Source organism: Corallincola platygyrae (assembly GCF_039544265.1).
In the GTDB taxonomy this organism is placed as follows: Bacteria; Pseudomonadota; Gammaproteobacteria; order Enterobacterales; family Neiellaceae; genus Corallincola; species Corallincola platygyrae.
In genome coordinates, this window is sequence record NZ_BAABLI010000014.1 from 317,498 (window position 1) to 341,580 (window position 24,083).

A 24,083-nucleotide genomic window follows, 5' to 3' on the forward strand; every position below is an offset into this window, starting at 1 on the left:
ATGGTTTTAGGGTCTGTTGACCTTTGCTGTTTGTTTTTGCAGCAATATGTTGGTGATTTAAGCGAGGCAGAGGCTGTGAAGTTTAGTGGCCCTCAATAAATAGCCGATAACGAAACATAAATCACCAACAAATGCTGCCCCTTCTTTTGAAGGAAATGGGGTTCGCTGAAACACGTTCTGCGCTACGTCATTCACTACTTACTTAGTTCGCTAAGTTACTTAGCTCACTTCTTGCTCAAAACGTGTTTCATTCGAACAAAATCCATACACGAAAGGTCAACAGACCCTAGCAACTATTAACCGCCTCAAACTGAGGCGGTTTTTGCTTTTGAAGCATTTAACAGCCGCCACGTGAGCCAAATGGCTAAGGGCAAGGAAGCAGCAATACCGGCGAGTGGACCATACAGCCACAACGTGAGATGAAATTTCGGCGTTTGCTCAAACACCCAGATCGCCTGGCCAGCCAATAGCAGTTCACCTAACGCCGACGCCAACAAGCCTGCTAACGCTCCTACCATCAAAAACTCAGATAACAACAAGCCCCGCAACGCCTTGTCGCCAGCGCCCAGAATGCGATAGATATGAAGCTCTCGATGCCGCCTGACAAAGCTCCCCATCACAAGCGAGGCGGTGACAAGTATGGCCGTCAGCATCACGAGCAGGACTAACACGGTAACAACCTGAACGATTTGAACCAGATAAGTGGCAAATTTTTCGAGAATTTGCTCAATATCGATCAAGCTGACCGCTGGATAACTGCGCATAAACTGATACAGCCAATCTCTGTGTTCATACGGTAGATAGAAACTGGCGATATAGGTGTGCGCATATTGTCCCAGCTCTTTTTCAGGGAAGATCACAAAGAAGTTTGGTCTCATGGACTTCCAGTCGAGGGAACGAATACTGGTGATCGGCAGCGTTATCTCGCCTCCAGTGACAACAAAGGTCAGCGTATCACCCAACCCAACTTCCAATCTTTCTGCCATGCCCACTTCGACAGAAAGTCCTTTACCATCTGAGGTGAGTTGCCAGTCACCGGACTCAATTTCATTTTCTGGCGGAAGTGCGTTGCTCCAGGTGAGATTAAGCTCTCGGTTTATTCCTCGACGGCGCTCTTCGCCTTCTTCCCGCTCAGCGGCTCCAGTCCTATTGTCGACAACCTGTTCGCCGTTAATCGCAACCATTCGACCACGAACAATAGGGTAGAAACCGCTTAAACTGCCCTCACGCTTTTCGATTTCGGCCGCTAGCACCTGTCGCTCGTCAGGACTCACGTTGACCAGGAAGAAGTTGGCTGACTGATCAGGCACCATACGTTGCCACTCTTCCAACAAATCACTACGCACAAACACCATGGCGAGGGTGAGTGCCACCGCGAGTGTCAGCCCAACCATCTGAATGGTCACACGTACCCGCTGACGCACCAGCAACAACAGTGCGAGGTTTAGGTTTTTCAACTTCGCTGGTAACTTGATTTTACCCACTAGGAACAGCGTCAGACTGCAGAAAACAATCAGCACTAATACCAACCCAGTCATCAGCAACAGGTTTAACAGCCCGCTGGTTAAGCCGGTCAAAAGCACAAAACCGACAGCCAATAAGATCCCACCCCAGACGGAAGGCGACTTTGCGGTACGCTCCTCTGACTCCAGCAGACCTCGAGGACTTGCACTGAACCAGTTCAGGAAAAGTGGCACCAGCAGACATTTCGCCGCGATTAAACCGCTTAGTGCCGCAAGTGCATAAGGCTTCCAACCTATGTCTACGATAGCCAGCTCTTCTGACAGCTCGGCAAACTGTTTTGCTGAAGCGCTATCTAAAAGATACCCAACGCCCAGACCCACACCGATTCCAAACAGAATCGATATACTCAGATGCACTGTAAATTGTATATACAACTGCAGGCGAGACACGCCAAGGATTCGGAGTATTCCCACTCTACGTGTGAGAGGCCCAGAATAGGACTGTAAAGCAGACCACATCGCTATCAGAGTGAGTGCAAGTGCAGATGCCATCGCCAAAAATATCACCTGCTGTGCGCGCTGGTAGGCATCGCCCAGGTTAGACTCACTGTCGACCAATGACGTTAATCTGTGGCGCTCTTTCTTATTCTCTTTTAACCACTGATACCAAGCTTGTGTCGCCTGATTGCTGCCGCTGAATAAATATCGATAGTTGACGCGACTGCCCGGACGGATCACGCCACTGGCATCAAGATCATCAATATGCATCAGGCTCGGAGGACTGGAGCTAAACACACCAAAAGCCACATCCGGCTGCTCAATGAGATAGTAAGTAAAACGCAGGGGCGCATCCCCTACTTCAACCAAATCTCCCGGTTGTACACCTAATTGCAACGCCAGCGGCTCGCTTAACCACACTTCCCCTTTGGCGGGACCATGCTTAACTTCACGCTCAGCTGCAGCATCACCACCGCGGATCTTTAGCTCTCCCCTGAGGGGATAACCATCAGCCACCGCCTTCACGGATGACAACTGCAGCTTATCGACAGCAAACAGCATGGTGGAAAAACGAACCATCTGCGTCGAATTTAAGCCTCTCGATACAGCTTCATTCAGCCAGGAATTATCTATGGGTTGGGGGGCAGAAAGAACAACATCAGCGGCCAAAAAACCAGAAGTTGAACGCTGCAGGAAGGTTTCTATGCGTTGGCTAATAGCCAGAAACCAAAACAGGATAGCAACGGCCGCAGCCAGTGATATACACCAAAGGTAGAGCGAAGCACCTCGCCTTTCGCCCCTCAACATTTGCAGGCTTTGTTGAAGCGCTCTCATTACGCCACCTCTAATTTGCCATCAATGAGTCGATATACGCGTTGGCACTGTTTTGCCAGCCCCTCATCATGGGTTACCAATAACAAGGTTGTACCCTGCTCCTTGTTCATTCGAAACAGCAGCTCGCTGATGTGCTCACCATTGGCTCGGTCGAGATTACCCGTGGGCTCATCGGCAAGCAGGATGGTTGGGTTAGTCATGAATGCTCGAGCTATCGCCAATCTCTGCTGCTCACCACCTGACATCTGCTGTGGGTAATGGTGACCACGTTTGTCCAGCCCCACCTTGGTCAGCATTGATTGAGCTGTCTCAGGTGATACCGGATGACCACATAGCTGCGCGGGCACCGTCAGGTTTTCAATAGCCGTCAATTCTGGAATAAGCAGGAAGGACTGAAACACAAAACCAATATATTCCGCTCTTAACTCGGCAAGGGTGCTTTCGTCAGCGCCAGTCAAAGACTTACCCGCGACTTTCACTTCGCCAGCACTGCTGCGCTCTAATCCTGCAGCCAGTGACAGTAAAGAACTTTTACCTGCACCGGAGGGGCCAATAATGGCAACCGACTCCCCCTGCTTGACTTCAAGCGTGACTCCATTGAGGATGGAAAGCGCCCCTTGAGGGCCGTCAACCGTATAGTTTACTTGTTGGAATTCAATCATGTTCAGAGCTGCATTCACGCGCACAATTACCTTATTGATTGTTTTAGTTTGGCTACCTGGCTATACGCACGCTCAGGAAAAAACGACCATTATGGTCGTCGGAGACAGCCTAAGTGCGGCCTATGGTATGGCGATGCAACAAGGCTGGGTTCACCTGATGAGCGAAGCGTTGACTAACCCCAAAGATAATCAAAACGTTAACAAAGTCGACGTAGTAAATGCCAGTATCACCGGAGATACCAGTGATGGCGGTTTGCGCAGACTGCCAGCACTTTTAAGCAAGCATTCACCTGAAATAGTGATTATAGAGCTGGGCGGAAATGATGGCCTGCGCGGATTCGATCTCGCTCATACAGAACGCCAGCTAAGTCAAATGATTGAACTTAGCCAACAGGCCGGCGCTACGCCGCTTTTGGTTGAAATCATGTTGCCTCCAAACTATGGAAGGCGCTACACGCAGGCGTTTCAGAGCATTTATCCAAGACTGGCAGACAAATACAAGATCACACTGGTGCCGAGTTTTCTACCTGCAGTTGCCGAAGATCCACAGCTGATGCAAGCGGATGGCATTCACCCCTCAGCGGAAGCACAACCTATTATCAGTAGCCACATGCTTCCTTATGTTCAAGCCGCACTTGCGCCATAAATAGGCAAGAAAACAGGGAAGTTTATTTATGTCTGGTTACAAAAAAACACTCTCTCCATATCAAAAGCAGAAATACCGGAGCGCCATCGTAGGTTATGCCATTGCGATCACGAGCTTTCTTGCCGCAATCAATGGGGTGTTAACCATAGCAATGGGGTTTGTGTCCCTTTATGGCTTAGTGACGGGAAGCTATAGCCTGTTACTGGCCAGATTTAATTACGATGAAGAAGACGCTGACATGGTTGAACAACACACCTTACGTGCCACCGTCAAAACACACTCGGATTCAAACAAAAAGTAGAAACTCCAAACTGTGCAGACAAAAAAGGAGCCAATTGGCTCCTTTTCCGCAATGACTACAACGCTACGTTTTACTTAACAGCGGCTCTCGCTGCCTTCACGTGATCAACGATAAGGAATGCAAGCTCCAATGCCTGGTCTGCATTTAAGCGCGGATCACAGTAGGTGTGGTAGCGCTCTGCCAAGTCATGATCGGTGATCTGGAATGCACCACCGGTACACTCGGTCACGTTACGGCCCGTCATTTCGAAATGCACACCGCCTGCCACAGAACCTTCCGCGCCGTGGATCTCAAAGAAGCTTTGCACCTCTTTCAGAACATCTTCTACGCGGCGAGTTTTGTAACCCGTGGACGACTTGATGGTATTGCCATGCATAGGATCACAGCTCCACACAACGTTGCGCCCTTCTTTCTCAACCGCACGGATCAGTTGAGGCAGGTGCGCTTCGACGTTGCCCGCGCCCATACGAACGATCAGGTTCAAACGACCCTCTTCGTTATCTGGGTTGATAATGTCGATATTGCGCAACAGGTCATCGATCTTGGTCGAAGGACCGGCTTTTAATCCGATAGGGTTGTTAATGCCACGACAGAACTCTAAGTGGGCGTGATCTGGTTGGCGGGTACGGTCACCGATCCACAGCATGTGCGCCGCACAATCGTACCATTCACCCGTCAGGTGATCTTTGCGAGTCAACGCCTGCTCATAAGGCAACAACAGTGCTTCATGAGAGGTATATAGGGTAGTTTCGTGGATCTGCGGAGTCGTTTTTGAGTTAATGCCGCAAGCAGCCATAAACTCAAGGGACTCATCAATACGATTTGCCAGGTTTTGGTAACGATCACCCAGTGGACTCTTTTCAATAAAGTCCAAATTCCAGCGATGAACCTGATTAAGATCGGCCAAGCCACCCTGCGCAAAAGCACGCAGCAGGTTCAATGTAGAAGTAGACTGCTGATACGCTTTCAGCATCCGCTCTGGATCTGGTACACGGGACGCTTCTGTGAAGGCAATATCGTTAATGATATCGCCGCGGTAGCTGGGAAGCGTCACGCCATCAATCGTCTCATCGTCTGCCGAACGTGGTTTAGCAAACTGACCTGCAATTCGACCAATCTTAACGACGGGGCTCTTCGCGCCAAACGTTAAAACCACAGCCATCTGCAGTAGTACTTTAAAGGTATCGCGAATATGGCTGGTTCTAAACTCAGCAAAACTTTCAGCGCAATCGCCCCCCTGCAGCAAAAACGCTTCACCACGACCTACGCGTGCAAGGTCGGCTTTAAGTGCGCGGGCTTCACCGGCAAACACCAACGGAGGTTGATTAGCCAGGGTTTCTTCTACACGCGCCAATGCGTCAGCATCAGGATACTTTGGCATCTGTTTGGCTGGCTTAGAGCGCCAGCTATCAGGGGTCCACTGAGTCATCTCTTGTTCCACAAAATTCGTTTGGCCGAGCATTATAGAGCCAGGGCAAACAGGATGTCAGCCTTCCAGCGTAATTTATCCTTTAGTAGTCTTTTCTTTTTCAATCGACTGATTTTTAAGTAAGTTAACGCTTAAACATCTGGTTATTTTTTAACCACGCTTGCATATTTTTGTGACCCATGTATCATTGCGCCGGCTTCTCACAGGAAATATCGTGAGATAGCGCAACGTTTTGAGGTCGTAGCGCCTGTTTTCGCCCGTGAGTTCATGGCGAAACCAACATCTTCAGGGCTGTCACCTCTATTTAGTGATTTGCATGTGCCGCGCTTGTAGCACCGTGATAAACGGGTTGCGAGATGAACGCCGCGCCGCCTGCCCAATGAAGAATGTGAAATGTCAGAAGTTGAAACTCTTGACAGCGGCTTCGCTGTACTTAATCTTCCCGAAAACCTTCAAGCTGCTATCGACGATCTTGGCTTTACTCAGCCTACGCCGATCCAGTTAGACTCTATTCCTCATCTGCTTGAAGGCCGCGATCTGTTGGGCGAAGCCCAGACAGGTACTGGTAAAACTGCTGCGTTTGGTCTGCCAGCGCTTGCTCATATCGATCTTAACATCCGCCAGCCTCAGCTAATGGTGTTGGCACCAACGCGTGAACTCGCAATTCAGGTTGCTGAAGCCCTTGAGAGCTTCGGTAAACGTATGCGTGGTCTGCGCATTGCCACTGTTTATGGCGGTCAATCTTACGGTCCTCAGCTGGCTGAACTAGAGCGCGGCCCTCAGGTAATTGTTGCAACCCCAGGTCGCTTGATGGACCACATCCGTCGCGGTCGCATCAAGTTCGATGCCCTTAAGACACTGGTTCTCGACGAAGCAGACGAAATGCTCAACATGGGCTTCCTGGAAGACGTCGAGTGGATCATGGGTCACGTGCCTGATAACACTCAGATGGCACTGTTCTCAGCAACCATGCCTCCAGCGATCAAGAAAATCACCGATCGCTTCCTGAAAGATCCGGCACACATCAAAATTGCTCCTGAAGAGCGTAAGAAGGCGAATATCCGCCAGCGCGCTTGGGAAGTACGTGGTATCAACAAGCTAACTGCCCTTGAGCGTTTAGCCGAAACCGTTGAGTACGACGCGATGATTGTATTCGTACGTACCCGTAATGACACCGTCGAGCTGGCTGAGCGTTTGGAATCACAAGGTTTCAAAGCGTCTGCACTGAACGGTGATATGAACCAGCAGATGCGTGAGCGCACTGTAAACCAGTTAAAAGAAGGCAAGATCAATATTCTTGTTGCAACTGACGTTGTTGCACGTGGCTTGGATGTACCTCGCATCTCTCACGTACTCAACTTCGACCTGCCAGATGACCATGAATCATACGTCCACCGAATTGGTCGTACTGGCCGTGCTGGTCGCAGCGGTGAAGCGATTTTGTTTGTTCGTCCACGCGAGCGTTACTTGCTGCGCCACTACATGCGTGCAACAGGTGGTGACATCGAACAGATGGAACTGCCTTCGCCAGCAGAGCTTGGTGCACACCGCCAAATTAAGTGTCGCGAAGAGTTGACCAAGCTGGTAGATAACCCAAATCTTGAGCCGATGCGCGAAATGCTGAATCAGATGGCTGAGCAGTCAGAAACCAGCGTGCTGGACCTGGCAGCCGCCCTGCTCTACAAGTATCAGCAGCGCCGTCCACTGCAGCCTAAGCCTGATCCTGAGCGTCCTCGTCGCGAAGGTCGTAGCTTCGACCGTAACGACAGAAATGACCGTCGTGGTGGCCGTGGTGCACGCTTCGAGCGCAATGGTCAACGTGGCGATCGCAACGGTGGTCGTGGCCGCCAGGGCCGTCGTAACGACATCGACTGGACTACCTACCGTCTGGCTGTTGGCCGTGACCACGGTGTTCAGGTGAAGGATATTGTTGGTGCTATCGCTAACGAAGCCTCTATCGACAGCGGCAACATTGGTGCTATTCGCCTGTTCGACGGCCACAGCACAGTTCAGCTGCCAAGTGGGATGCCGAAAGAAACATTTAACCAGTTAAGCCGCGCACGCGTTCGCAATAAGCCAATGGGCATCAGCGCTGACAAGGGCCCTCGCCCACGCGCTCGTCATCACGAAAATCGTGCTGACGCTTAACAAGCGTTAACTAAAAAGCTATAACGCCGCAGTCGTATTCGATTGCGGCGTTTTTGTTTCTGACCTAGGGGCTTTGTTGGATGTTTATGTTTGGTGGTGAGTTAGCTGCACTCTCCGCAGCGCTGTTCTGGGCCATCGCCACATGGATCTACAGTCAAAGCACACAGCGCTTTGGCGCCATGCCGCTCAACGTTATCAAAGGGGCCATTGCCGGCGCCCTGCTACTCATCTCCCTGACCTTCTTTGGCTGGCAGCAAGGCGCGCCTTCCGGGCATGCCTGGACCTGGCTTATCGTCAGCGGCATTGTCGGCATAGCGATTGGCGACACCGCATACTTTGCCGCATTAAGACGAATCGGACCAAGAAAAACACTCTTACTTGAAGCGTTAGCACCACCACTGACGGGTGTACTTGCCCTGCTAATTTTAAACGAGGCGCTGTCATGGCAAGCCGCTTTGGGTATCTTGATCGCGCTAGCGGGCATCATTTACGTACTTCGACAGCAATCAGATAATCAACAAGAGCCGCTAATGACCTCAAGCGGGCTCGGGTTTGGTGTGCTTGCCGCTGTTTGTCAGGCAACCGGAGTATTGATGTCTCACTACGCGCTGGTGGATGCGGAAGTCTCTCCCCTTTGGGGGGCATTCGTCAGGCTGAGCGCAGGCACCGGTGTGATACTACTGTTAGTTGTATTGCGTAAGGAATTAAGTCAAAGCCTCATCAAGCCTTTGTTTAAGCTGTCGACAAAAAACGCGGCTGTACTTTTCTTCGCTATTTTTACCGGCACGTTTCTGGCCATCTGGTTGCAACAGGTGTCACTTAAGTACGCTGATGCTGCTGTCGCACAAACACTGATGGCGACCAGTCCACTATTCGCATTACCCATCGCCTTGATAAGAGGCCAACGGCTAACATGGCGAATTTGGGCTGGCACCCTGTTCGCTTTTGTCGGTGTTTGCTTGCTTATTTTCGGCTAGCAGCGGCAAACAATAATCGCCCAACCTCAAATCAAGCTAACTTTAACGGCTGCATTGGACCTGCCTGATGCACAGCGATACATAGGCTTTGATAAAGCTTCAGGTAAGCATCCACCACTCGTTGCCAATCAAGGTCGATCGACATGCCGTTGCGGCGTAATAGCTGCAGTAACATTTCATCGTAGTGATAATGATGAACCACCAAAGCCAATAACTCTTTTAGCACGTCACTGTCAGCTTCACTGAATTGATACCCCGTCGCCCATGCACGATTCGAGGTGATGCTGTCCAAACCAGCAATACTGTCTTTAAGACCACCGACGGCATGAACCACAGGTACCGTACCAAACCGCATGGCATAGAGCTGGCTCAGTCCACATGGTTCGAACAGCGACGGCATCAACAGATAGTCACTGGCAGCCATCACGCTATGGGTACCATCTCGGCTGAAATCTGACAGGTAGCAGAAATGCTGAGGGTACATAGCTGCCAAACGATTTAGCTGTTCAACGTAATCAGGCTCACCATGGCCCATCACCACACACCTGAGGATCCCGCTGGCCAGCAAAGGCTCTATGGCGGGTAACATAAGAGAGAATCCTTTCTGTTGTGCAACACGGCCAATGGAGCAAAACAGAGGAAGATCATGATCAGTAGACCAGCCCAATCTTTCCAACAACGCCTGCTTGCACAATCTTTTTCCTGACATATCCCCCTTCGAGTAATTGGCAGGTAAAGCAGAATCTTTAGAAGGGTCCCATTCGGACAAATCCACCCCGTTCAAAACACCGGAGAAGTCATCCCGACGCTGACAAAAAACGGGGGCCAACCCATGCCCCCGTTCGTTCGTCATTAGTTCATCGCGATAGCTAGGTGACACAGTCACAATGCTATCAGCAAGCGACACACCCACCTTAAGCAGGTTGATACACCCCATATCTTCAAACAACTGTGGCACCATAAATTTTGGGTGGATCCCAAGCGCCTGATGCCAGCCACCATCAAAACGCCCCTGGTAAGCACCATTATGAATGGTCAGTACTGTTCGGGTTCTCGCAAACAGCGGTTCGTGAGCAAAGTGCTCCCGGCGATAAAAAGGCACCAACGCCCCCTGCCAGTCACTGCAATGTAAAATATCTGGCTGCCAGGCCAACGCTATCGCAAGATCAAATGCTGCATGTGAAAGTAGCGCAAACCGAAGCGGATTATCACCATAGGCCCCGCTTGCATCATCATAGATACCCTCACGCCCATACAAAGCCTGGTACTCAATGAGGTAGAGAAGCACTCCTTTATAAGCCACTTCGTGGGCAAGACAATGGAATGATTGCCAACAGCTCAGCTGTACTTCCAGCGGTATACTTCGTTCAATTTTCAGGGTTCCCTGCAGCTTGCCGTAGTATGGCATCACCACACGAACATCCTGTCCTTCCTTACGCATTTGCTGCGTAAATGCCGCACTAAAATCCGATAGCCCGCCAACCTTCACCAGTCCTTCATACTCAGGTGTCACAAATAAAACTCGCACAACGCCCCCAAAAGATTGAGTAATTACTCTACCTATTTAAAGCTAATAGAGATCGTCAGTTTTTCCAGCGCAAATAAATATTTAGGACTCTATACTTAGTATTAAATCTTATAAGGACTCGTCACCACTGATGCGGTTAGTCTGCCTGTGCTACCTACTTTTCCTCGCTATCAGCTTCTCCCACGCTGAAGAACTTGCACCTTCCACCAGCGTCGATAAAGCAACCCTACTCACAGACGACGAAAAGCAATTCCTGGCGCGTTTAGATAAGATCACATTCACCACCATCAGGCATGACTATCGTCCCTATATTTTCTTCGAAGATGGCTTTCACGGTTACCTTCCCGACGTCCTGGCGCTTGTTAGTGAAAGGTTAGACAAACCCATCGAGATCCAGTTAACACCAACTGTCAGCCAAGCGTTATGGGAGTTTGATAGAGGGAATACACATGGACTGATGCCAGTAGCAATGCGGCGCATTGAGCCTGAACTGGGTTTTGCCAGCTCTCCGCTGATGACAGAACGGCTCGTTGCACTTGTTCACGCCAGTATTGCTGAAAACGTCGACGTATTGAGGATCACCAATGCACGAGTGGGTGTGGTCGGCCGCCTGACCTTTAGCGCCTGGTTTTTGGATAAACTAAAAGAAAGAGCGATTAACCGTATCCAATTCAGTTCTCACGCTCAGATGCTCGATGCCTTGGATGAGCGGCGAATTGACGCAGCCATTGCCAGTGAAGAAGTTCTGCGTCATGCCATCACACTGAACCGACACACAGGATTCAAGATCATCCCGATACAACGCGAATCAACCTTGTTTAAATCCAGCACTGTTATTAATCAAGACTCACCAGAGCTTCTGTCAGCATTTAATAAAGCCCTCGCCGACATACCAGCGGAAACGCTCATTGCACTGGAAAAAAAATGGCTGGTTGAACACGCCTTAGCGGCATCAAAAGCGCTTTCCGACAAGCAGGTAGCGAGCCTATCCAAATATGACAAGTTAACCTATTGCGTCGATCCAGACTGGAAGCCCTTGGAGTGGCTCCAAAATGGCAAACTTGCTGGACTAAGCGGTGATTTAGTAGAAATGCTGCAACAAAGAATCCCACTGCCATTTGAACTACATCCAACGGAGAGCTGGCAGCAAACGCTTGCGGCAATAGCTCATGGCGATTGTGATTTTATCCCGCTCGCGGCGCGTACCCGCGAGCGGGAGGATTTGATGGAATTTACCCGACATCATTTACGCACCCCCATAGTCATTATTACCAAGTCTTCAAAACAATATATTGCCGATGCTGATTCGCTTGGCTCTGCCGCACTGGGCATGATAAGCGGTTACGCCTATGGCGATTTAATTAGCTTTAACTATCCAAAAGTAAATTTGGTGTCCTTCAACTCATTTAAAGAAGCACATAAAGCGATGAGCAAAGGGGAAATTGAGGGGTTTGTTGATAATCACATTGTCGCATCCTATCACCTCAATACAGGCGACTACCCAGGTTATAAGATTGGTGGCCAACTCAACATGCCACTATTTCTCTCCATCGCCACAAGCAAACACAAGCCAGAACTTAACGGCGTTTTTGATAGTGCGTTGTCTGATATTTCTGCACAAGACAAGCGCGCGCTGATTAGCAAATGGACAACAGTGGAGATCAGAAAGAGTCTGGATACAAAGTTGATAGTGAGGATCGTTGCTGGCGCCTTGGTGGTGCTCATTATCTTCATCCTCTGGAATTACAAGCTTCGTCGGCTCAACAATACCATCACCGCCGCCCATGCTGAGCTCAGACTAACCCATGACAAACTCGAAAAGATGGCGGTTACCGACGCCTTAACACAAGTCGGCAACCGAGCATTCCTGGACAATACGCTTGAAAAGGAAATAGAACGCAGCTTGCGATATCAGCAACCTCTTTGCGTTTTGTTGCTGGACATAGACCACTTCAAGCAGGTCAACGACACATACGGCCATCAAGTAGGGGATGCCGTTCTTGTTGAGGTAGCTCGCCGACTCAAATCAAATACCCGCAAGTCCGATACCGTTGGCCGCTGGGGTGGCGAGGAGTTCCTTATTGTTTGTCCGCAGATTGAGATGGACTCAGCCATGCGTCTGGCAGAAAAATTGAGAAAGAGCATCGAAGAAACACCATTTGACGCAGCTGGCAAGCAAACCACGAGCATAGGTGTAGCCATGCTGAATGACGAGGTTAAACCTGAGCCTATGATTAAGCGAGTTGATGATGCGCTGTATCAAGCCAAACGTTCAGGAAGAAATCGGGTGGTAAAAGCAAGCCCAATGAGCTGAACGACTCAATGGGCTTATAACACTTGAGGTCAATGGACGCTAGCCATATACAACCAGATCCTGAAGGTCCGCGATCAGGCTGCCCACCTCCCCTTTGCCATTGCTGCGAGTGCCGGGCAAATCAATCGATTTACGAAGTTCAATCAACGAATCAACCAAAGATAATCGGCTTCTGTCTACCGAGCTATCCCAATGGTGTTCATCAACCACAAATGACGCTTCGCTCAAGGCCTTAAGCGCACTCTGCCAATCCTGATTACTCTCCATCGCTTCATGGCGATGTCGCTGCAATACCTGTCGTACCACAATCTGCAACTGTTCCGTCGAGGTTACGATCTTTTCTGTTTGGTGATATGCATCCATACCTGACTCCTTCAACTCCCCGTGAAGTACCCCTAAAGATAGCCAATACGGCACGGTTCGGATCAGGCGGAAAACACCAAAATTTCACTTAGCAAAGGTGGCACGAAATATTCGCTAGATTTGAAGGGAGGTTGCGGAAATCAGGATATGAAAAAATTTTTTTTGCGGAAAATAATGGCCATCCATGGCCGGCGTGACGTCCTTTTAGCCCCGGGGGGCAGCACCTTTGGGGGGCACTAAGTCACAAAATAAAGGTCCAGAGTAAGCAGTTATTCTTGCTATTGCTGAGCTCGATAGTAAGAGGAAAAACCAAGATGAAATGAGAGCCGCTTCATGATTTTTAGCGCCAAAAAATGCAGCAAGTAAAAGATCATGACAATCCTGATTCAGATCAAACTGCACGTAATTTCAAAATATTAACGCTCATTTTTTGACCTACTCCAAATATGTCACGCTTGCCACTTTAATTCTGGTCGGACCAGATAATAATCAACTTATATACATTAATAGAGAAGGGATCCGACAATGAACTACTTTGTCACGGGCGGCACAGGGTTTATAGGCCGACACCTGATTGCCAAGTTATTGGCTCGTGGGGGTAACGTATATGCGTTAGTAAGAAGTGAATCTGCAGAGCATAGATTGCTGGCACAGTTTCCAGAGCACACCAAGCAACTGATCCCGGTGCATGGCGATATTATTCTCCCGCAACTTGGCCTGACAGAAAGAGACCAACAGAATCTCTGTGGCAAGATTGACCACTTCTTCCACCTAGCCGCTATTTACGATCTTAATGCTGACGAAGAAGTCCAGCAGTTAGCCAATGTTCATGGAACACGCCATGCACTTCAATGTGCCGAAGCGCTGGAAGCCGGCTGCTTCCATCACATCAGTTCCATCGCCGTCGCAGGTATGTATCAGGGCTGGTTCAGGGAAGATATGTTCGACCAGGCAGAACACCTGACACACCCATACCTGAAATCCAAGCACGAATCAGAGCAGCTGGTTAGAGAGAACACCAAAGTCCCCTGGCGCATTTACCGTCCAGGCATGGTCATAGGCCACTCAAAAACAGGCCAGACTGACAAGGCTGACGGCCCCTACTATTTCTTCAAAACTTTACAAAAGCTGCGCAGAACGATACCACCATGGGTACCGACCATAGGCATTGAAGGCGGCTACCTCAACATAGTGCCGGTCGATTTTGTAACTGACGCGCTCGACCATATCGCCCACCAGCCAGACCTAAATCAGCAGTGTTTCCATTTAACTGATCCCAACCCATTCACTGCTGGTGAAATGCTGAATATTTTTGCCGATGCTGGTCATGCACCACGTATGGCAATGCGCCTCGATACCCGGCTATTCTCATTCCTGCCAAAGCAGGTTAAATCGGGCGTCATGCGCATGCCGCCGGTAAAACGTTTGCTCGGCGCGATTATCAGGGATCTGGGTATCCCGCAGTCAGCACTGGAGTTTGTTAATTACCCTACCCGATTTGATTGCGAGAACACTCTGAAGGCGCTCAAGTCCTCCGGCATCTCATGCCCCAGGCTAAATACCTATGCACCAGCGATCTGGGACTACTGGGAGCGTAATCTGGATCCAGAGTTAGCACTGGATAAAACCCTTGCAGGCATTCTCAGAGGAAAAACAGTCGTCATTACAGGAGCCACGTCCGGTATTGGCGAAGCCACAACCCGATTATTAGCGGGTTCTGGTGCTCAGCTGGTGCTTATTGCTCGCACCTTAGAAGAACTGCAGCGCGTGCAGGCAGAAGTTGAAAATGCAGGTGGCAAAGCAAGCATCTTCAGTTGTGACCTGTCAGACCTGGATGCTATCGACCTGATGGTGGAGCGGTTACTGGAGCTGCACCCGCATATCGACCTGTTGTTAAACAATGCCGGCCGTTCTATTCGTCGCTCCATTGAGCACTCATTTGATCGCTTCCACGATTACCAACGCACCATGCAGCTGAACTACTTTGGTTGCGTCAAGCTCACTATGGGTCTGTTACCCGGCATGCTAGCCAATGGCGGTGGCCATATTATCAATATGTCGTCTATTGGCGTGTTGACCAATGCGCCAAGATTCTCTGCGTATGTCGCTTCTAAGTCTGCAATGGAAGCGTTTACACGCTGTGCCGCAGCAGAGTTTTCAGATCGTAATATCCAGTTCACCACCATCAATATGCCGCTGGTTGCGACACCAATGATTGCCCCCACAGAGATCTACCAGCAGATGCCAACGCTAACCCCCGAGGAAGCGGCGGAAATGGTAGCCAAAGCAATCATAGATAAACCAAAGCGTGTGGCGACGCGTCTTGGCATCTTTGGTGCGTTGATCCATGCCATTTTCCCCAAGCTGGGCGAGATCATTATGAACACCGGATTCCGTATGTTCCCTGACTCACCCAAAGCAGCCAAAGAGGTAGCATCGGATAAAAAAGAAAAGCCATCGCAGGAGATGATCGCCTTTGCGGCACTACTGCGCGGCATTCATATGTGACAGGGAGGAAGACCAAATGCAATGTCACGTTAAACACCCCTATCCTTGCGGATTAGAAGAGGTATATCTCTACTTTCGTGACGAGGACTCTGTAGTAGCTAAATATGAGGCCCTTGGCGCAAGAAACATCGAGATGATCCGCAATGAGGAAAACGATAACGGATTTTACAGTGAGAGTAAGCGGGAGATCCCAGCGGACGTTCCCGCCATGCTGAAAAGTCTGCTCGGTGATTACAACCAGGTAGTTCAGAAAGAGCACTGGTACAGCGAAGACGACGGTAGTCTCGGTTGTGATCTAATTATCGATCTGGTGGGCGTGCCCGTGTCTATCAAAGGTGAAATGCATCTCTATGACGTAGATGATGGCTGTATTAACGAGGTGGTACTGGAGATAGATTCCTCTATTCCACTGGTCGGCGGCAGCTTATCCCGGTTTGTTGCTGGTGATTGCAACAAATCGATGGAGCAAGAGTACCGCTACATTCTCGAAGCAGTAAAAAGCCATGAAGCATCAGCGTAGGCTGCGCATAAAAAAAGCGGGTATCAACCCGCTTTGTACTTTTTCAAATTTGCGTTGCTGTTTAGGCAGCAAGCTCGCTTTTCAGGCGACAGACCACTCGGCAGTAGCGGTCCATCGCGTCGGTCGACGAAAGTCCGCTTGTCTGCGACCAGGCCTCATATTTGGCACAGGCTCTAAAATCGAAGAATGCGGGTCTCGGCCCGGTTACATCGCCTTCAGTGGCTTGCTTGAACAACGCATAAAGCTCGAGCAAGTCTTCATCTACCGGGCGATGGGGCAGCTGCCGCACATCCTTCTGAGCTTGTTCAAACAGGGCTTCCAAGTTTGAATCAGCCATTATTATTCTCCCTTACATTGATGAGACACTGCATCCATAGTGGTACAAGGTTTCAGTAAAGGGAACGTAGCGAGATCAATAAATCGATGCTTTTTTAAGCAAATGCGACACATGACAGGATAAAAAATGCGCAATCGTGAGCGAGTCCTCAATCTGAGTCTGGCGCTGTTTAATCAGCAAGGAATAGCCCATGTTTCTACGCTCCAGATCACAACTGAGCTGGAAATCAGCCCTGGTAACCTCTACTACCACTTCCGAAATAAAGAGGATATTGCTAAAGCCCTGGTACAGGAATTTGACCAGGCAGTAAGCCGCATGCGCAGTGAATTTTCTCACCAGGTTAACACGCTTGATGACTACCCTGCTTTTCTGTTGAGCCTGATGACGCTGCTAGCACAGTACCGATTTGTACTGCGGGATCTAGAAACACTGGTGCTTGGCGAGCCCGACCTGAAACGTTGTTTTGGTCACTTATACAATTCTCTGAAAGCACTTAACCAAGCCATGTTCGACCACCTTAATCACTTGGACGCCCTTAGCATTGAGAAGGAGGATCAACGTTTTCTCGCTGACAACAGTTTGATGATTGCCATAGGTTGGATTAACCAATTAAGCATGGTCAACAACACAGACGAACATACCTTAATCCTGCGCCAGGGCGTCAGTAGACTGGTTGCCTTGGTACAGCCTTATCTAAAGCTTACTTAATAAAGGATTCAACCCACGTTCGCTTCGGGCAGTGGGCTCTCCAGCCTGGCGATCTGCTCCAGAATAAACGCGCCGCATTGTGATATCGCCTGCTGGGCTTCGGGGAGTTGGTGGAATATCGGGAACACATGCGGCATTCCCTCCCAGATATTCAGATGTGCTTTACCGCCCTGCTCTTTGACCTTGTCAGCCAACCGGATTGAATCATCCAGCAGCACTTCATCTGACCCGACGTGAACCATCATCGGCGGCAGCCCATGGAGATCAGCGTAAAGTGGAGAGATATTCGGATCGCACGGGCTATGTCCATTCAGGTAGCTGTTTCGCATCAACAACAGGGTTGGCAAGGCGAAGAAAGGATCGATATTGCGCTTGGCAAAGGCCGATTCGCCGGTAAGCGCCATATCCACTGACGGCGAAAACAACACCACGGCAGCAGGGAGCGGCTGATTATCCTCGCGCAATTTTACCAGGCTACTTAAAGCCAGATTGCCACCCGCGGAATCCCCTGCCATCACAATAGATTGTGGTGGTACGCCGTGTGCCAGCAACCAGCGATAAGACGCAAGACACGCCTCCAACGCACATGGATATGGATGCTCGGGTGCGAGCGGGTAATCCACCATCATGCCTCTAAGGCCGGTTTGTTCAGTCAGGCGCGCTAATACTGCGTTATGGACCAAGGGGCTTTTAAAACAGAAACCGCCACCGTGGAAATAGAGGATCACGCCATCACGCTGGCAGTTAGGCATCTCCACCCATTCACAAGGCAGAGAGCCCGCTTTAAAAGGAATAGAAAACAGATCTGAGGGGTGATTGATAAAGGAGCCGAGTCGGTCAATGCCATCAATCACTTTGCGCATATCGAATACATTATCACAGCGCTCCAGGCGGTTTCGCATCACCCGGACTAGCAATTGATTGAATGCCTTACTTTGCCAACTGGCCATACATTCCCCTCTCTCGACGGGTTAATCGGAAACGCTGCTTGTATCATCCTCCTGAATTAATAGGAGCTGGTCAGTTACCAAATTTACAGCAGTATTAAGTACATCTTGCTCCAATCCTGCCATCGCTTCTGTGAGGTAACCTGAGATCTGCTCAAATTCCGGCAACGATGTATTGCAGCCAACCAAACCAAAATGCACCCATCCATCATAGCTGTATAACGTGATATTGAGTGATTGCCCTGGCAATAACAATGACAGCGGATACACCTCTGTCATCCGCGCCCCCATAAAGTATCGGGGTGATTGTGGCCCGGGAAGGTTGGAAATAATCAGGTTACTGGCCGGTGGGACCACGCCGTTTACATTCAGCTTGCCACCCAATAATGCGGCTGCATTTACCAAAATCGAGTAGTTCACATAGGCCTTCGGCGACAGATCCAAGGCTTCCTCTTTAACCCCTTTTGAAGACGCCTGAATCGCGGCTAATCGCTCAAGCGGCGTATCTTCCGGCTTGCCCATCTCCACCAAGCCAATCGACATTTTATTGCAGGCGGAGTGTATATCACCCTCCTTGCGCAGATTTACCGGCATCAATGCCACCAGCGGCTTGCCCGGTTGCATATCCTGAGCTTTCAGATAGCGCTGCAAAGCAATATCGCAGACCGCCAACGCCACATCATTCATTGAAGCACCGGTCAAACGGCTAATCTGTTTAAAACTTGCCAATGGAAAACGGCCAACACAGATCGAACGCCCCTGCTCAGGTTTACGATTAAATGCGGTTTTAGGGGCGGTAAAAGGGGTGGTCAGTGCAGAGGGTTTTAGATTCAGCGCGCTCATCGCCAGCGTGCTGCCAATGCGGAACAACCCTGGCAGCGTAAACGCCTGCTTGGACAGCTTGTAAACAGCATCCAACCAAGCCTCGACCATGCCCACTTCGTCATCTTCACACTTCTCTGGCACCAGACTTTGGGTCCAGAATGGCTTCACGATCTCATCGGGTGATTCAGAGCAGCTATTGATAAAAATACCACTGGCTCGCATGCCATCGGCCAACGCATGATGCACCTTAACCGCTAGGGCTATCTGGCCATCCTCCAGGCCATCGATTAGCAGCAGTTCCCAGGGCGGGCGACTGCGATCTAACCTGCGAGCATGGTAACGGGCCACCAGCGCCATCAATTGCGAACGGTCTCCGGGCTCGGCCATGGTTTCAAGCCGCACATGGTCGTCCAGTTGTACAGCGTCACTGACTTTCCAATCCGGCAGGTTGCTGTACTTCATATTGAGCCGCCAGCAAAACGGCGGCGCCACTTCATCCTGCATCAATAACCAGGAATATAGACGGCGTGCAAATCCTTCTGTTTCGTCTTTTGGGGGCTGAAGGAACACCAGTCCGGTGACATGCATAGGCGTTTCATCGGACTCAAACCAAACAAAAGCGGTGTCCATCAATGACAGTCCCGGCATAGACGACTCCTTTTTCTCAAACCCTAACGAAATCGTCGAGCGACAGCGCGAACCGTCGCCCGACTTATCTATTCACTTTCTAACTTGCTACTTCTTGGAAAGTGATTCAACTGCATCAGCCAGTTTGTCGAGCTTGTCATTCATCTCTTCCAACTGTTTACGGTCGATGCCGCTCAGTTTCAGGAACAGGTCATTTACTCGAGTTTCCAGCTTTTCAGAGGCCTTCTCTTTTTTATCTTCTAACTTTTGTCTTGTGGCGTATTCCACTTCCTGACCGCGAGTCACTAACTCTTCGAACAGTTCGGTGGTTTTACCATTCAGGCCTTGTGCTTCCTCCAAACTTTTACTGTACACACCTAAACCAGCCAGCCAGATGTTACGAGCCAGCTGCTCACCATTTTCCATTACGCGTTTAGCGGTTTCTTTTACATTGCTGGGGTCCATAATATCGCCCTCCTATCACTATGTTTGGCAGCTGAGCCAGCCGTGCCGGCTCGGCTACGTAACAGCGTTAACTACGCTGGCTCTGTGGTTTTCTTTTCAGCTGGCTTTGCCACTGCTTTTACTGCTGGCTCAGCTTTTTTAACCGCGGGTTTTGCTACCGCAGGTTTAGCCACTGCTGGCTTTTTAGCTGCTGGCCTGGCGACTTTTTTCGCTGCGGGTTTGGCCGCAGGTTTTGCTGGCGCTTTCGCTGCAGGCTTACGGGCAGCGGGCTTTTTAGCAGCAGGCGCTTTTTTCGCAACAGGTTTCTTTTCCTTCGCTAATAGCGCATCAACCTGCTTGGTAAGTGCATCCAACTTGTCGTTCATTGCTGACAACTTGTCAGGGTTCAAACCGGCAGCCTTTTGCACCAGTTCATTGACACGTTTTTCAATCGCTTCAGAAGTATCACTCACCGCATCAGACGCTTTCTCTTTGGTTGATTTCTCAACCTCTTTACCGCGCTCAATCAGCTCTTCAAACAGTGATTGACCTTTGGTCTGCAATCCGCTGATCTCTTCTGAGCTTTTCGCATAGGCTCCAAGACCTGCCAGCCAGATGTTGTGCATCATGGCTTCACGCATGCCATTCACTTTCTTCACCGCGGCGCTCGCTTTTCCAATTAAGTTGCTCATCTCTCCTCCCTACCTGGTTCCTGTGCGTGCCATCGGTTTGTGTGTTGCACAGCGAGAACAGGTGTTTTATTAACCTACTGAAAAGGTACGCCAGAGAATTAGAGTGCTCTCTCTAAACCAAGGAAGAGAATTGATATGGGTCAATTTTGTGGTGAATAAAACCAGTCCGCATAAGAAGATGATCTACCAGCGGGAATTTAAATTACTTTAGGCAAGGCAGGTGATTGAAGTCATAGTTGTTCTACGCCGAAATCAGCTAACGCTGCATAAAGTAATTTAAAACCCGCCCTACGGGGAAGTCTGGGCAAGCACTCTTCTACGTTGCAGCCATTTGCAAGGGAACAACCATTGCTGCATGACTGCGCCTTGAATTGAACTTGCCCAGGCTTCCTGGTTGACCATATTTTTATACGGATTGGTTTAAACTATGCAGCGGAAAAGTCGCACTTGTAGAAAAGCAGGCGCTAAATAAACAACGCCTCTCAAACCATTCAGGCCTGAAAGGCGTTCCAGCTCAGTATAGCTTAGCTTGGCTCTATCTAGCTTAGTCCATCAGCTGTTGTAGCTGTTCGAAGAACTCAGGGCTGGGTGCCGGTTCAATCGAGACCTGCGGCACCGACAAACTTCTCATGCCCGCGCCTTCGCCGCGATAGAAATAGAAGTTGATGTTGCTCCAATCATCATGATCTTCCAACACGTCATAGTTTCCATCACGATTGACATCGAGGTCGTAGACAAAATCCAGATCATCGCCATCACAGTTGTAATCGATGGACACAGAGCCAGGGTGGCCAAATCCATCCTTTTCAACCATTGGCCTTGCACCGGTCTCATCAAGATCCAGACTGATACCGTGGCTGTAATCAATTTTGAAGTAACGGTAATCATCCGTCGGCGCATTGCTTATTGCTGGAACACATAGACTGCCATGCAGCCTGCGCAACACACGATCCCCCTCTTCCACACCTATCGTGGGTAGACCATCTAACTGATGCAGGTAATTCATCACACTCAGGTAGTTCGACTTGTAGTTAACATTGTCATGGCCACCGTGCAGCAACCCAAGGTTATGCCCAAACTCATGCATCACAGTACCGGCCTGGTAGTTGATCAACAGGTTAGTATTGCGGTCAGTGTTGCGATTCAGTCCCCACTTGCCCAGCGACACAATGGATTCTTTGCCGTTAACATAGGCAACACCCGAGCTTCCCGCCGCCCCAGATGCCTTGCGAGAGCTACCAAACACCATATAGTACCAGGGGCCGTTCAGCCTGCGCTGCAACGCCATATGATCAAGTTTCAAGTTGTAAAGACCTGCGATTTCGGGATCGCTGCTGTAATGCAATTGAATGGTTTTGGTAAATGGCAAAGCGTTACCGCCACCTAAGTCGAAATCACCAGGGCTGATACCCGCTTCGGTGTGATATAAAGCCCCAGTGTCAAAGTGGATGGCGATGCCACTGTCAGCAAATGCATCTCGCACCATCTCCAGCGCTTCTTTTTGCGGAATAACGCCCAGGTCAGTTGTTTCCATCCAATCGATCTCTACGAACAGATCCCTGGTACCGGCGCGCGCCCCCAGGTCGTAGTAGTACTCGTCCAAATAAACAATACCCGGCATTTCAGCGCAATCCGGCAAACCATCTTTATCGGCGTCACCCAGGAACTGGATATCAGCATCACAGGCTGCAGGCGCGGCAGGCTGGTCAGCAATGGTGACAACAACAGTGTCAGTATCTTCAGCACCCTGGTCATCAACCACTGTTAGCGTGATCTCATAGATGCCCTCAGCTACAAAGGTATGGAGTGGCGCCACGCCGGTCATACCATTTGACCAGAGATAACTGACAATCTCGCCATCGGGGTCATCACTCAAAGACGCATCAAACTGCACAGGCTCTCCGGGAGCCGCCCAAATATCTTGTCCTGCATTAGCCACTGGCAACTTGTTAGGCGCGCTGATTTGCGTTACCCGGTAAGCGAAGGTCTCATCATTGAACTCAATCAGATAACCGCCCGCACCTTGTGTCAGGTAGATATCACCACCGCTTTGCTCTGCCCAACCGTCAGCATTGTTATCGCCAAAATTCTGAGACCAATCACCAAAATGGTCGAACTTAAATCGTTGGTCGGCGGCGTCAGTGAACTCAGCCTCCACAGCCCAAGTGTTATTCGCCGTTAATTGCATCGCGGTTAGGTCCCAGCCGTTGCTGGTGCCGCGCAGGTAAAGCTGCTGGAAGTTAGCCTGGTATCCGTGCGTCTCTGACACCGTCACGGTTAATGAATCGGTCGCTTGCGCACCTTCATTGTCAGTGACCGTTAAAGTGACGTGGTATTCACCGGGCGAAGCGTAGGTTTTCGACGCCGTCACACCATTTAAGCCGTTCGACCATGCGTAGGTAGAAATTGCGCCATCCGGATCATAAGAGCCGCTGGCGTCGAAATTCACCACACTCCCTACTTCAACCTGTAGGTCGTTACCGGCGACAGCAACAGGCGGAAGGTTCGACGCACCGAGCTTTGTGACTGTATAAACAAAGCTTCGGTCATCAAATTGGACTCGATAATCACCTGCCCCTTGAGAAACAAAAATATCCCCACCGCCCTGCTCAGCAACGCCGTTACTGTCCGAATCGCCATAGTTCTCTCGCCAATCAGCAAAACGATCGAACTTAAAACGCGCATCTGCTTCTCCATCGAAATAGATCTCCGCCAGCCAAAGGCTGCCATCACTCTTGGACATGGCGTAAGCATCCCATCCATTGTGGGTGCCTCTTAAATACAATTGGGAGAATTGATGAGTATCTTCAACGGCCTTAACCAGGCTGTATTGCAACGTCTGATCGTTGAACGTGACTAGGTAGTCACCCGCCGAAGGCACAGCGATATCATTGCCAGAAAAATCAGCGACACCATCACCATTGTTGTCACCATAGTTGTTGGACCAATCGCCATGGCGATCAAATTTAAACCTGTCGTTTTCAGCACCCGAGAAAGTTACCTGAGAACGCCAGGTATGATCAGCAATCAATGACATCGGTGTCGTTTGCCAATCGTTGAATGTACCGCGGAGGTATAGCTGTGAAAATCCTTGCTCTAACGCCAACACCTGCATTGATAAGCTCATGATGCAGATGGAAATAACCCGAACTAAGCCTTGCATGGACATAGCCGATACTCCTTTTCTTCAAACCACCAAACCACATGAAGCGCGCGCAATATCACACCAACACAGTATTATGTGAGCGATATCACATACAGGCTATGCTGTTGTTACACGGATGTAAATGAATGGTTAATGACAGTTTTCAA

Annotated in this window: 19 protein-coding genes; 8 read left to right on the top strand and 11 right to left on the bottom strand. The window is 49.9% G+C overall.

Annotated elements, in window-relative coordinates; all coding sequences use genetic code 11:
- Positions 1-305 precede the first annotated feature (305 nt).
- Both ABEA14_RS12705 and ABEA14_RS12710 read right to left on the bottom strand, forming a co-directional pair.
- On the bottom strand, positions 306-2,795 hold the full coding sequence (locus ABEA14_RS12705; protein WP_345340389.1) for an ABC transporter permease: 2,490 nt from the start codon (positions 2,793-2,795) through the stop codon (positions 306-308).
- Positions 2,795-3,457, bottom strand: a complete 663-nt coding sequence (locus tag ABEA14_RS12710; RefSeq protein ID WP_345340390.1) for an ABC transporter ATP-binding protein — start codon at positions 3,455-3,457, stop codon at positions 2,795-2,797. The genes ABEA14_RS12705 and ABEA14_RS12710 overlap by 1 nt, the downstream gene beginning before the upstream one ends.
- Here ABEA14_RS12710 and ABEA14_RS12715 point away from each other — a divergent pair.
- Together ABEA14_RS12715 and ABEA14_RS12720 are read left to right on the top strand one after the other, a co-directional pair.
- Complete coding sequence (locus ABEA14_RS12715; protein ID WP_345340391.1) at positions 3,456-4,103, top strand: arylesterase; 648 nt, start codon at positions 3,456-3,458, stop codon at positions 4,101-4,103. The genes ABEA14_RS12710 and ABEA14_RS12715 overlap by 2 nt on opposite strands.
- Positions 4,104-4,131: 28 nt before the next feature.
- Complete coding sequence (locus ABEA14_RS12720; RefSeq protein ID WP_345340392.1) at positions 4,132-4,404, top strand: hypothetical protein; 273 nt, start codon at positions 4,132-4,134, stop codon at positions 4,402-4,404.
- Positions 4,405-4,474: 70 nt separating this feature from the next.
- Here ABEA14_RS12720 and ABEA14_RS12725 read toward each other — a convergent pair whose 3' ends face one another.
- A complete protein-coding gene (locus ABEA14_RS12725; RefSeq protein ID WP_345340393.1) occupies positions 4,475-5,833 on the bottom strand; it encodes a class II 3-deoxy-7-phosphoheptulonate synthase in 1,359 nt (452 codons plus the stop codon).
- A 393-nt stretch (positions 5,834-6,226) separates the two neighbouring features.
- Here ABEA14_RS12725 and ABEA14_RS12730 point away from each other — a divergent pair, with 393 nt between their 5' ends.
- Together ABEA14_RS12730 and ABEA14_RS12735 are read left to right on the top strand one after the other, a co-directional pair.
- On the top strand, positions 6,227-7,981 hold the full coding sequence (locus ABEA14_RS12730) for a DEAD/DEAH box helicase (RefSeq protein WP_345340394.1): 1,755 nt from the start codon (positions 6,227-6,229) through the stop codon (positions 7,979-7,981).
- Between the two features lie 80 nt (positions 7,982-8,061).
- Positions 8,062-8,958, top strand: coding sequence for a DMT family transporter (locus ABEA14_RS12735; protein ID WP_345340395.1), 897 nt, complete (start codon positions 8,062-8,064; stop codon positions 8,956-8,958).
- A gap of 31 nt (positions 8,959-8,989) precedes the next feature.
- On the opposite strand, the gene ABEA14_RS12740 is transcribed toward ABEA14_RS12735, so the two are convergent.
- Entirely contained in the window at positions 8,990-10,486 is a 1,497-nt protein-coding gene (locus tag ABEA14_RS12740; protein WP_345340396.1) for a glycogen synthase, read from the bottom strand.
- Between the two features lie 130 nt (positions 10,487-10,616).
- Between ABEA14_RS12740 and ABEA14_RS12745 the strand changes: the two genes are divergently transcribed.
- Entirely contained in the window at positions 10,617-12,800 is a 2,184-nt protein-coding gene (locus tag ABEA14_RS12745; RefSeq protein WP_345340397.1) for a transporter substrate-binding domain-containing diguanylate cyclase, read from the top strand.
- 39 nt (positions 12,801-12,839) lie between these two features.
- On the opposite strand, the gene ABEA14_RS12750 is transcribed toward ABEA14_RS12745, so the two are convergent.
- Positions 12,840-13,163, bottom strand: coding sequence for a hypothetical protein (locus ABEA14_RS12750; protein WP_345340398.1), 324 nt, complete (start codon positions 13,161-13,163; stop codon positions 12,840-12,842).
- A gap of 525 nt (positions 13,164-13,688) precedes the next feature.
- Here ABEA14_RS12750 and ABEA14_RS12755 point away from each other — a divergent pair.
- Positions 13,689-15,671 carry an SDR family oxidoreductase gene (locus ABEA14_RS12755; protein ID WP_345340399.1) on the top strand — a complete coding sequence of 661 codons (1,983 nt, stop codon included), beginning with the start codon at positions 13,689-13,691 and terminating at the stop codon, positions 15,669-15,671.
- Between the two features lie 16 nt (positions 15,672-15,687).
- Positions 15,688-16,191 (top strand): DUF2505 domain-containing protein, encoded by a 504-nt coding sequence (locus ABEA14_RS12760; RefSeq protein ID WP_345340400.1) that lies wholly within the window; start codon positions 15,688-15,690, stop codon positions 16,189-16,191.
- A 61-nt stretch (positions 16,192-16,252) separates the two neighbouring features.
- On the opposite strand, the gene ABEA14_RS12765 is transcribed toward ABEA14_RS12760, so the two are convergent.
- Positions 16,253-16,528, bottom strand: coding sequence for an acyl-CoA-binding protein (locus ABEA14_RS12765; RefSeq protein WP_345340401.1), 276 nt, complete (start codon positions 16,526-16,528; stop codon positions 16,253-16,255).
- A 126-nt stretch (positions 16,529-16,654) separates the two neighbouring features.
- Here ABEA14_RS12765 and ABEA14_RS12770 point away from each other — a divergent pair, with 126 nt between their 5' ends.
- Entirely contained in the window at positions 16,655-17,236 is a 582-nt protein-coding gene (locus tag ABEA14_RS12770; protein WP_345340402.1) for a TetR/AcrR family transcriptional regulator, read from the top strand.
- An 8-nt stretch (positions 17,237-17,244) separates the two neighbouring features.
- Here the strand turns inward: ABEA14_RS12770 and ABEA14_RS12775 are convergent, their stop codons facing one another.
- The 5 genes from ABEA14_RS12775 to ABEA14_RS12795 all read right to left on the bottom strand — a co-directional run bounded on the left by ABEA14_RS12775 (position 17,245) and on the right by ABEA14_RS12795 (position 23,940).
- Complete coding sequence (locus tag ABEA14_RS12775; protein ID WP_345340403.1) at positions 17,245-18,186, bottom strand: alpha/beta hydrolase; 942 nt, start codon at positions 18,184-18,186, stop codon at positions 17,245-17,247.
- Positions 18,187-18,207: 21 nt separating this feature from the next.
- Complete coding sequence (locus ABEA14_RS12780; protein ID WP_345340404.1) at positions 18,208-19,656, bottom strand: wax ester/triacylglycerol synthase family O-acyltransferase; 1,449 nt, start codon at positions 19,654-19,656, stop codon at positions 18,208-18,210.
- An 87-nt stretch (positions 19,657-19,743) separates the two neighbouring features.
- Positions 19,744-20,100 (bottom strand): phasin family protein, encoded by a 357-nt coding sequence (locus tag ABEA14_RS12785; RefSeq protein ID WP_345340405.1) that lies wholly within the window; start codon positions 20,098-20,100, stop codon positions 19,744-19,746.
- 71 nt (positions 20,101-20,171) lie between these two features.
- Positions 20,172-20,771, bottom strand: a complete 600-nt coding sequence (locus ABEA14_RS12790) for a phasin family protein (RefSeq protein WP_345340406.1) — start codon at positions 20,769-20,771, stop codon at positions 20,172-20,174.
- A gap of 544 nt (positions 20,772-21,315) precedes the next feature.
- Positions 21,316-23,940, bottom strand: a complete 2,625-nt coding sequence (locus ABEA14_RS12795) for a PKD domain-containing protein (protein ID WP_345340407.1) — start codon at positions 23,938-23,940, stop codon at positions 21,316-21,318.
- Positions 23,941-24,083 lie beyond the last annotated feature (143 nt).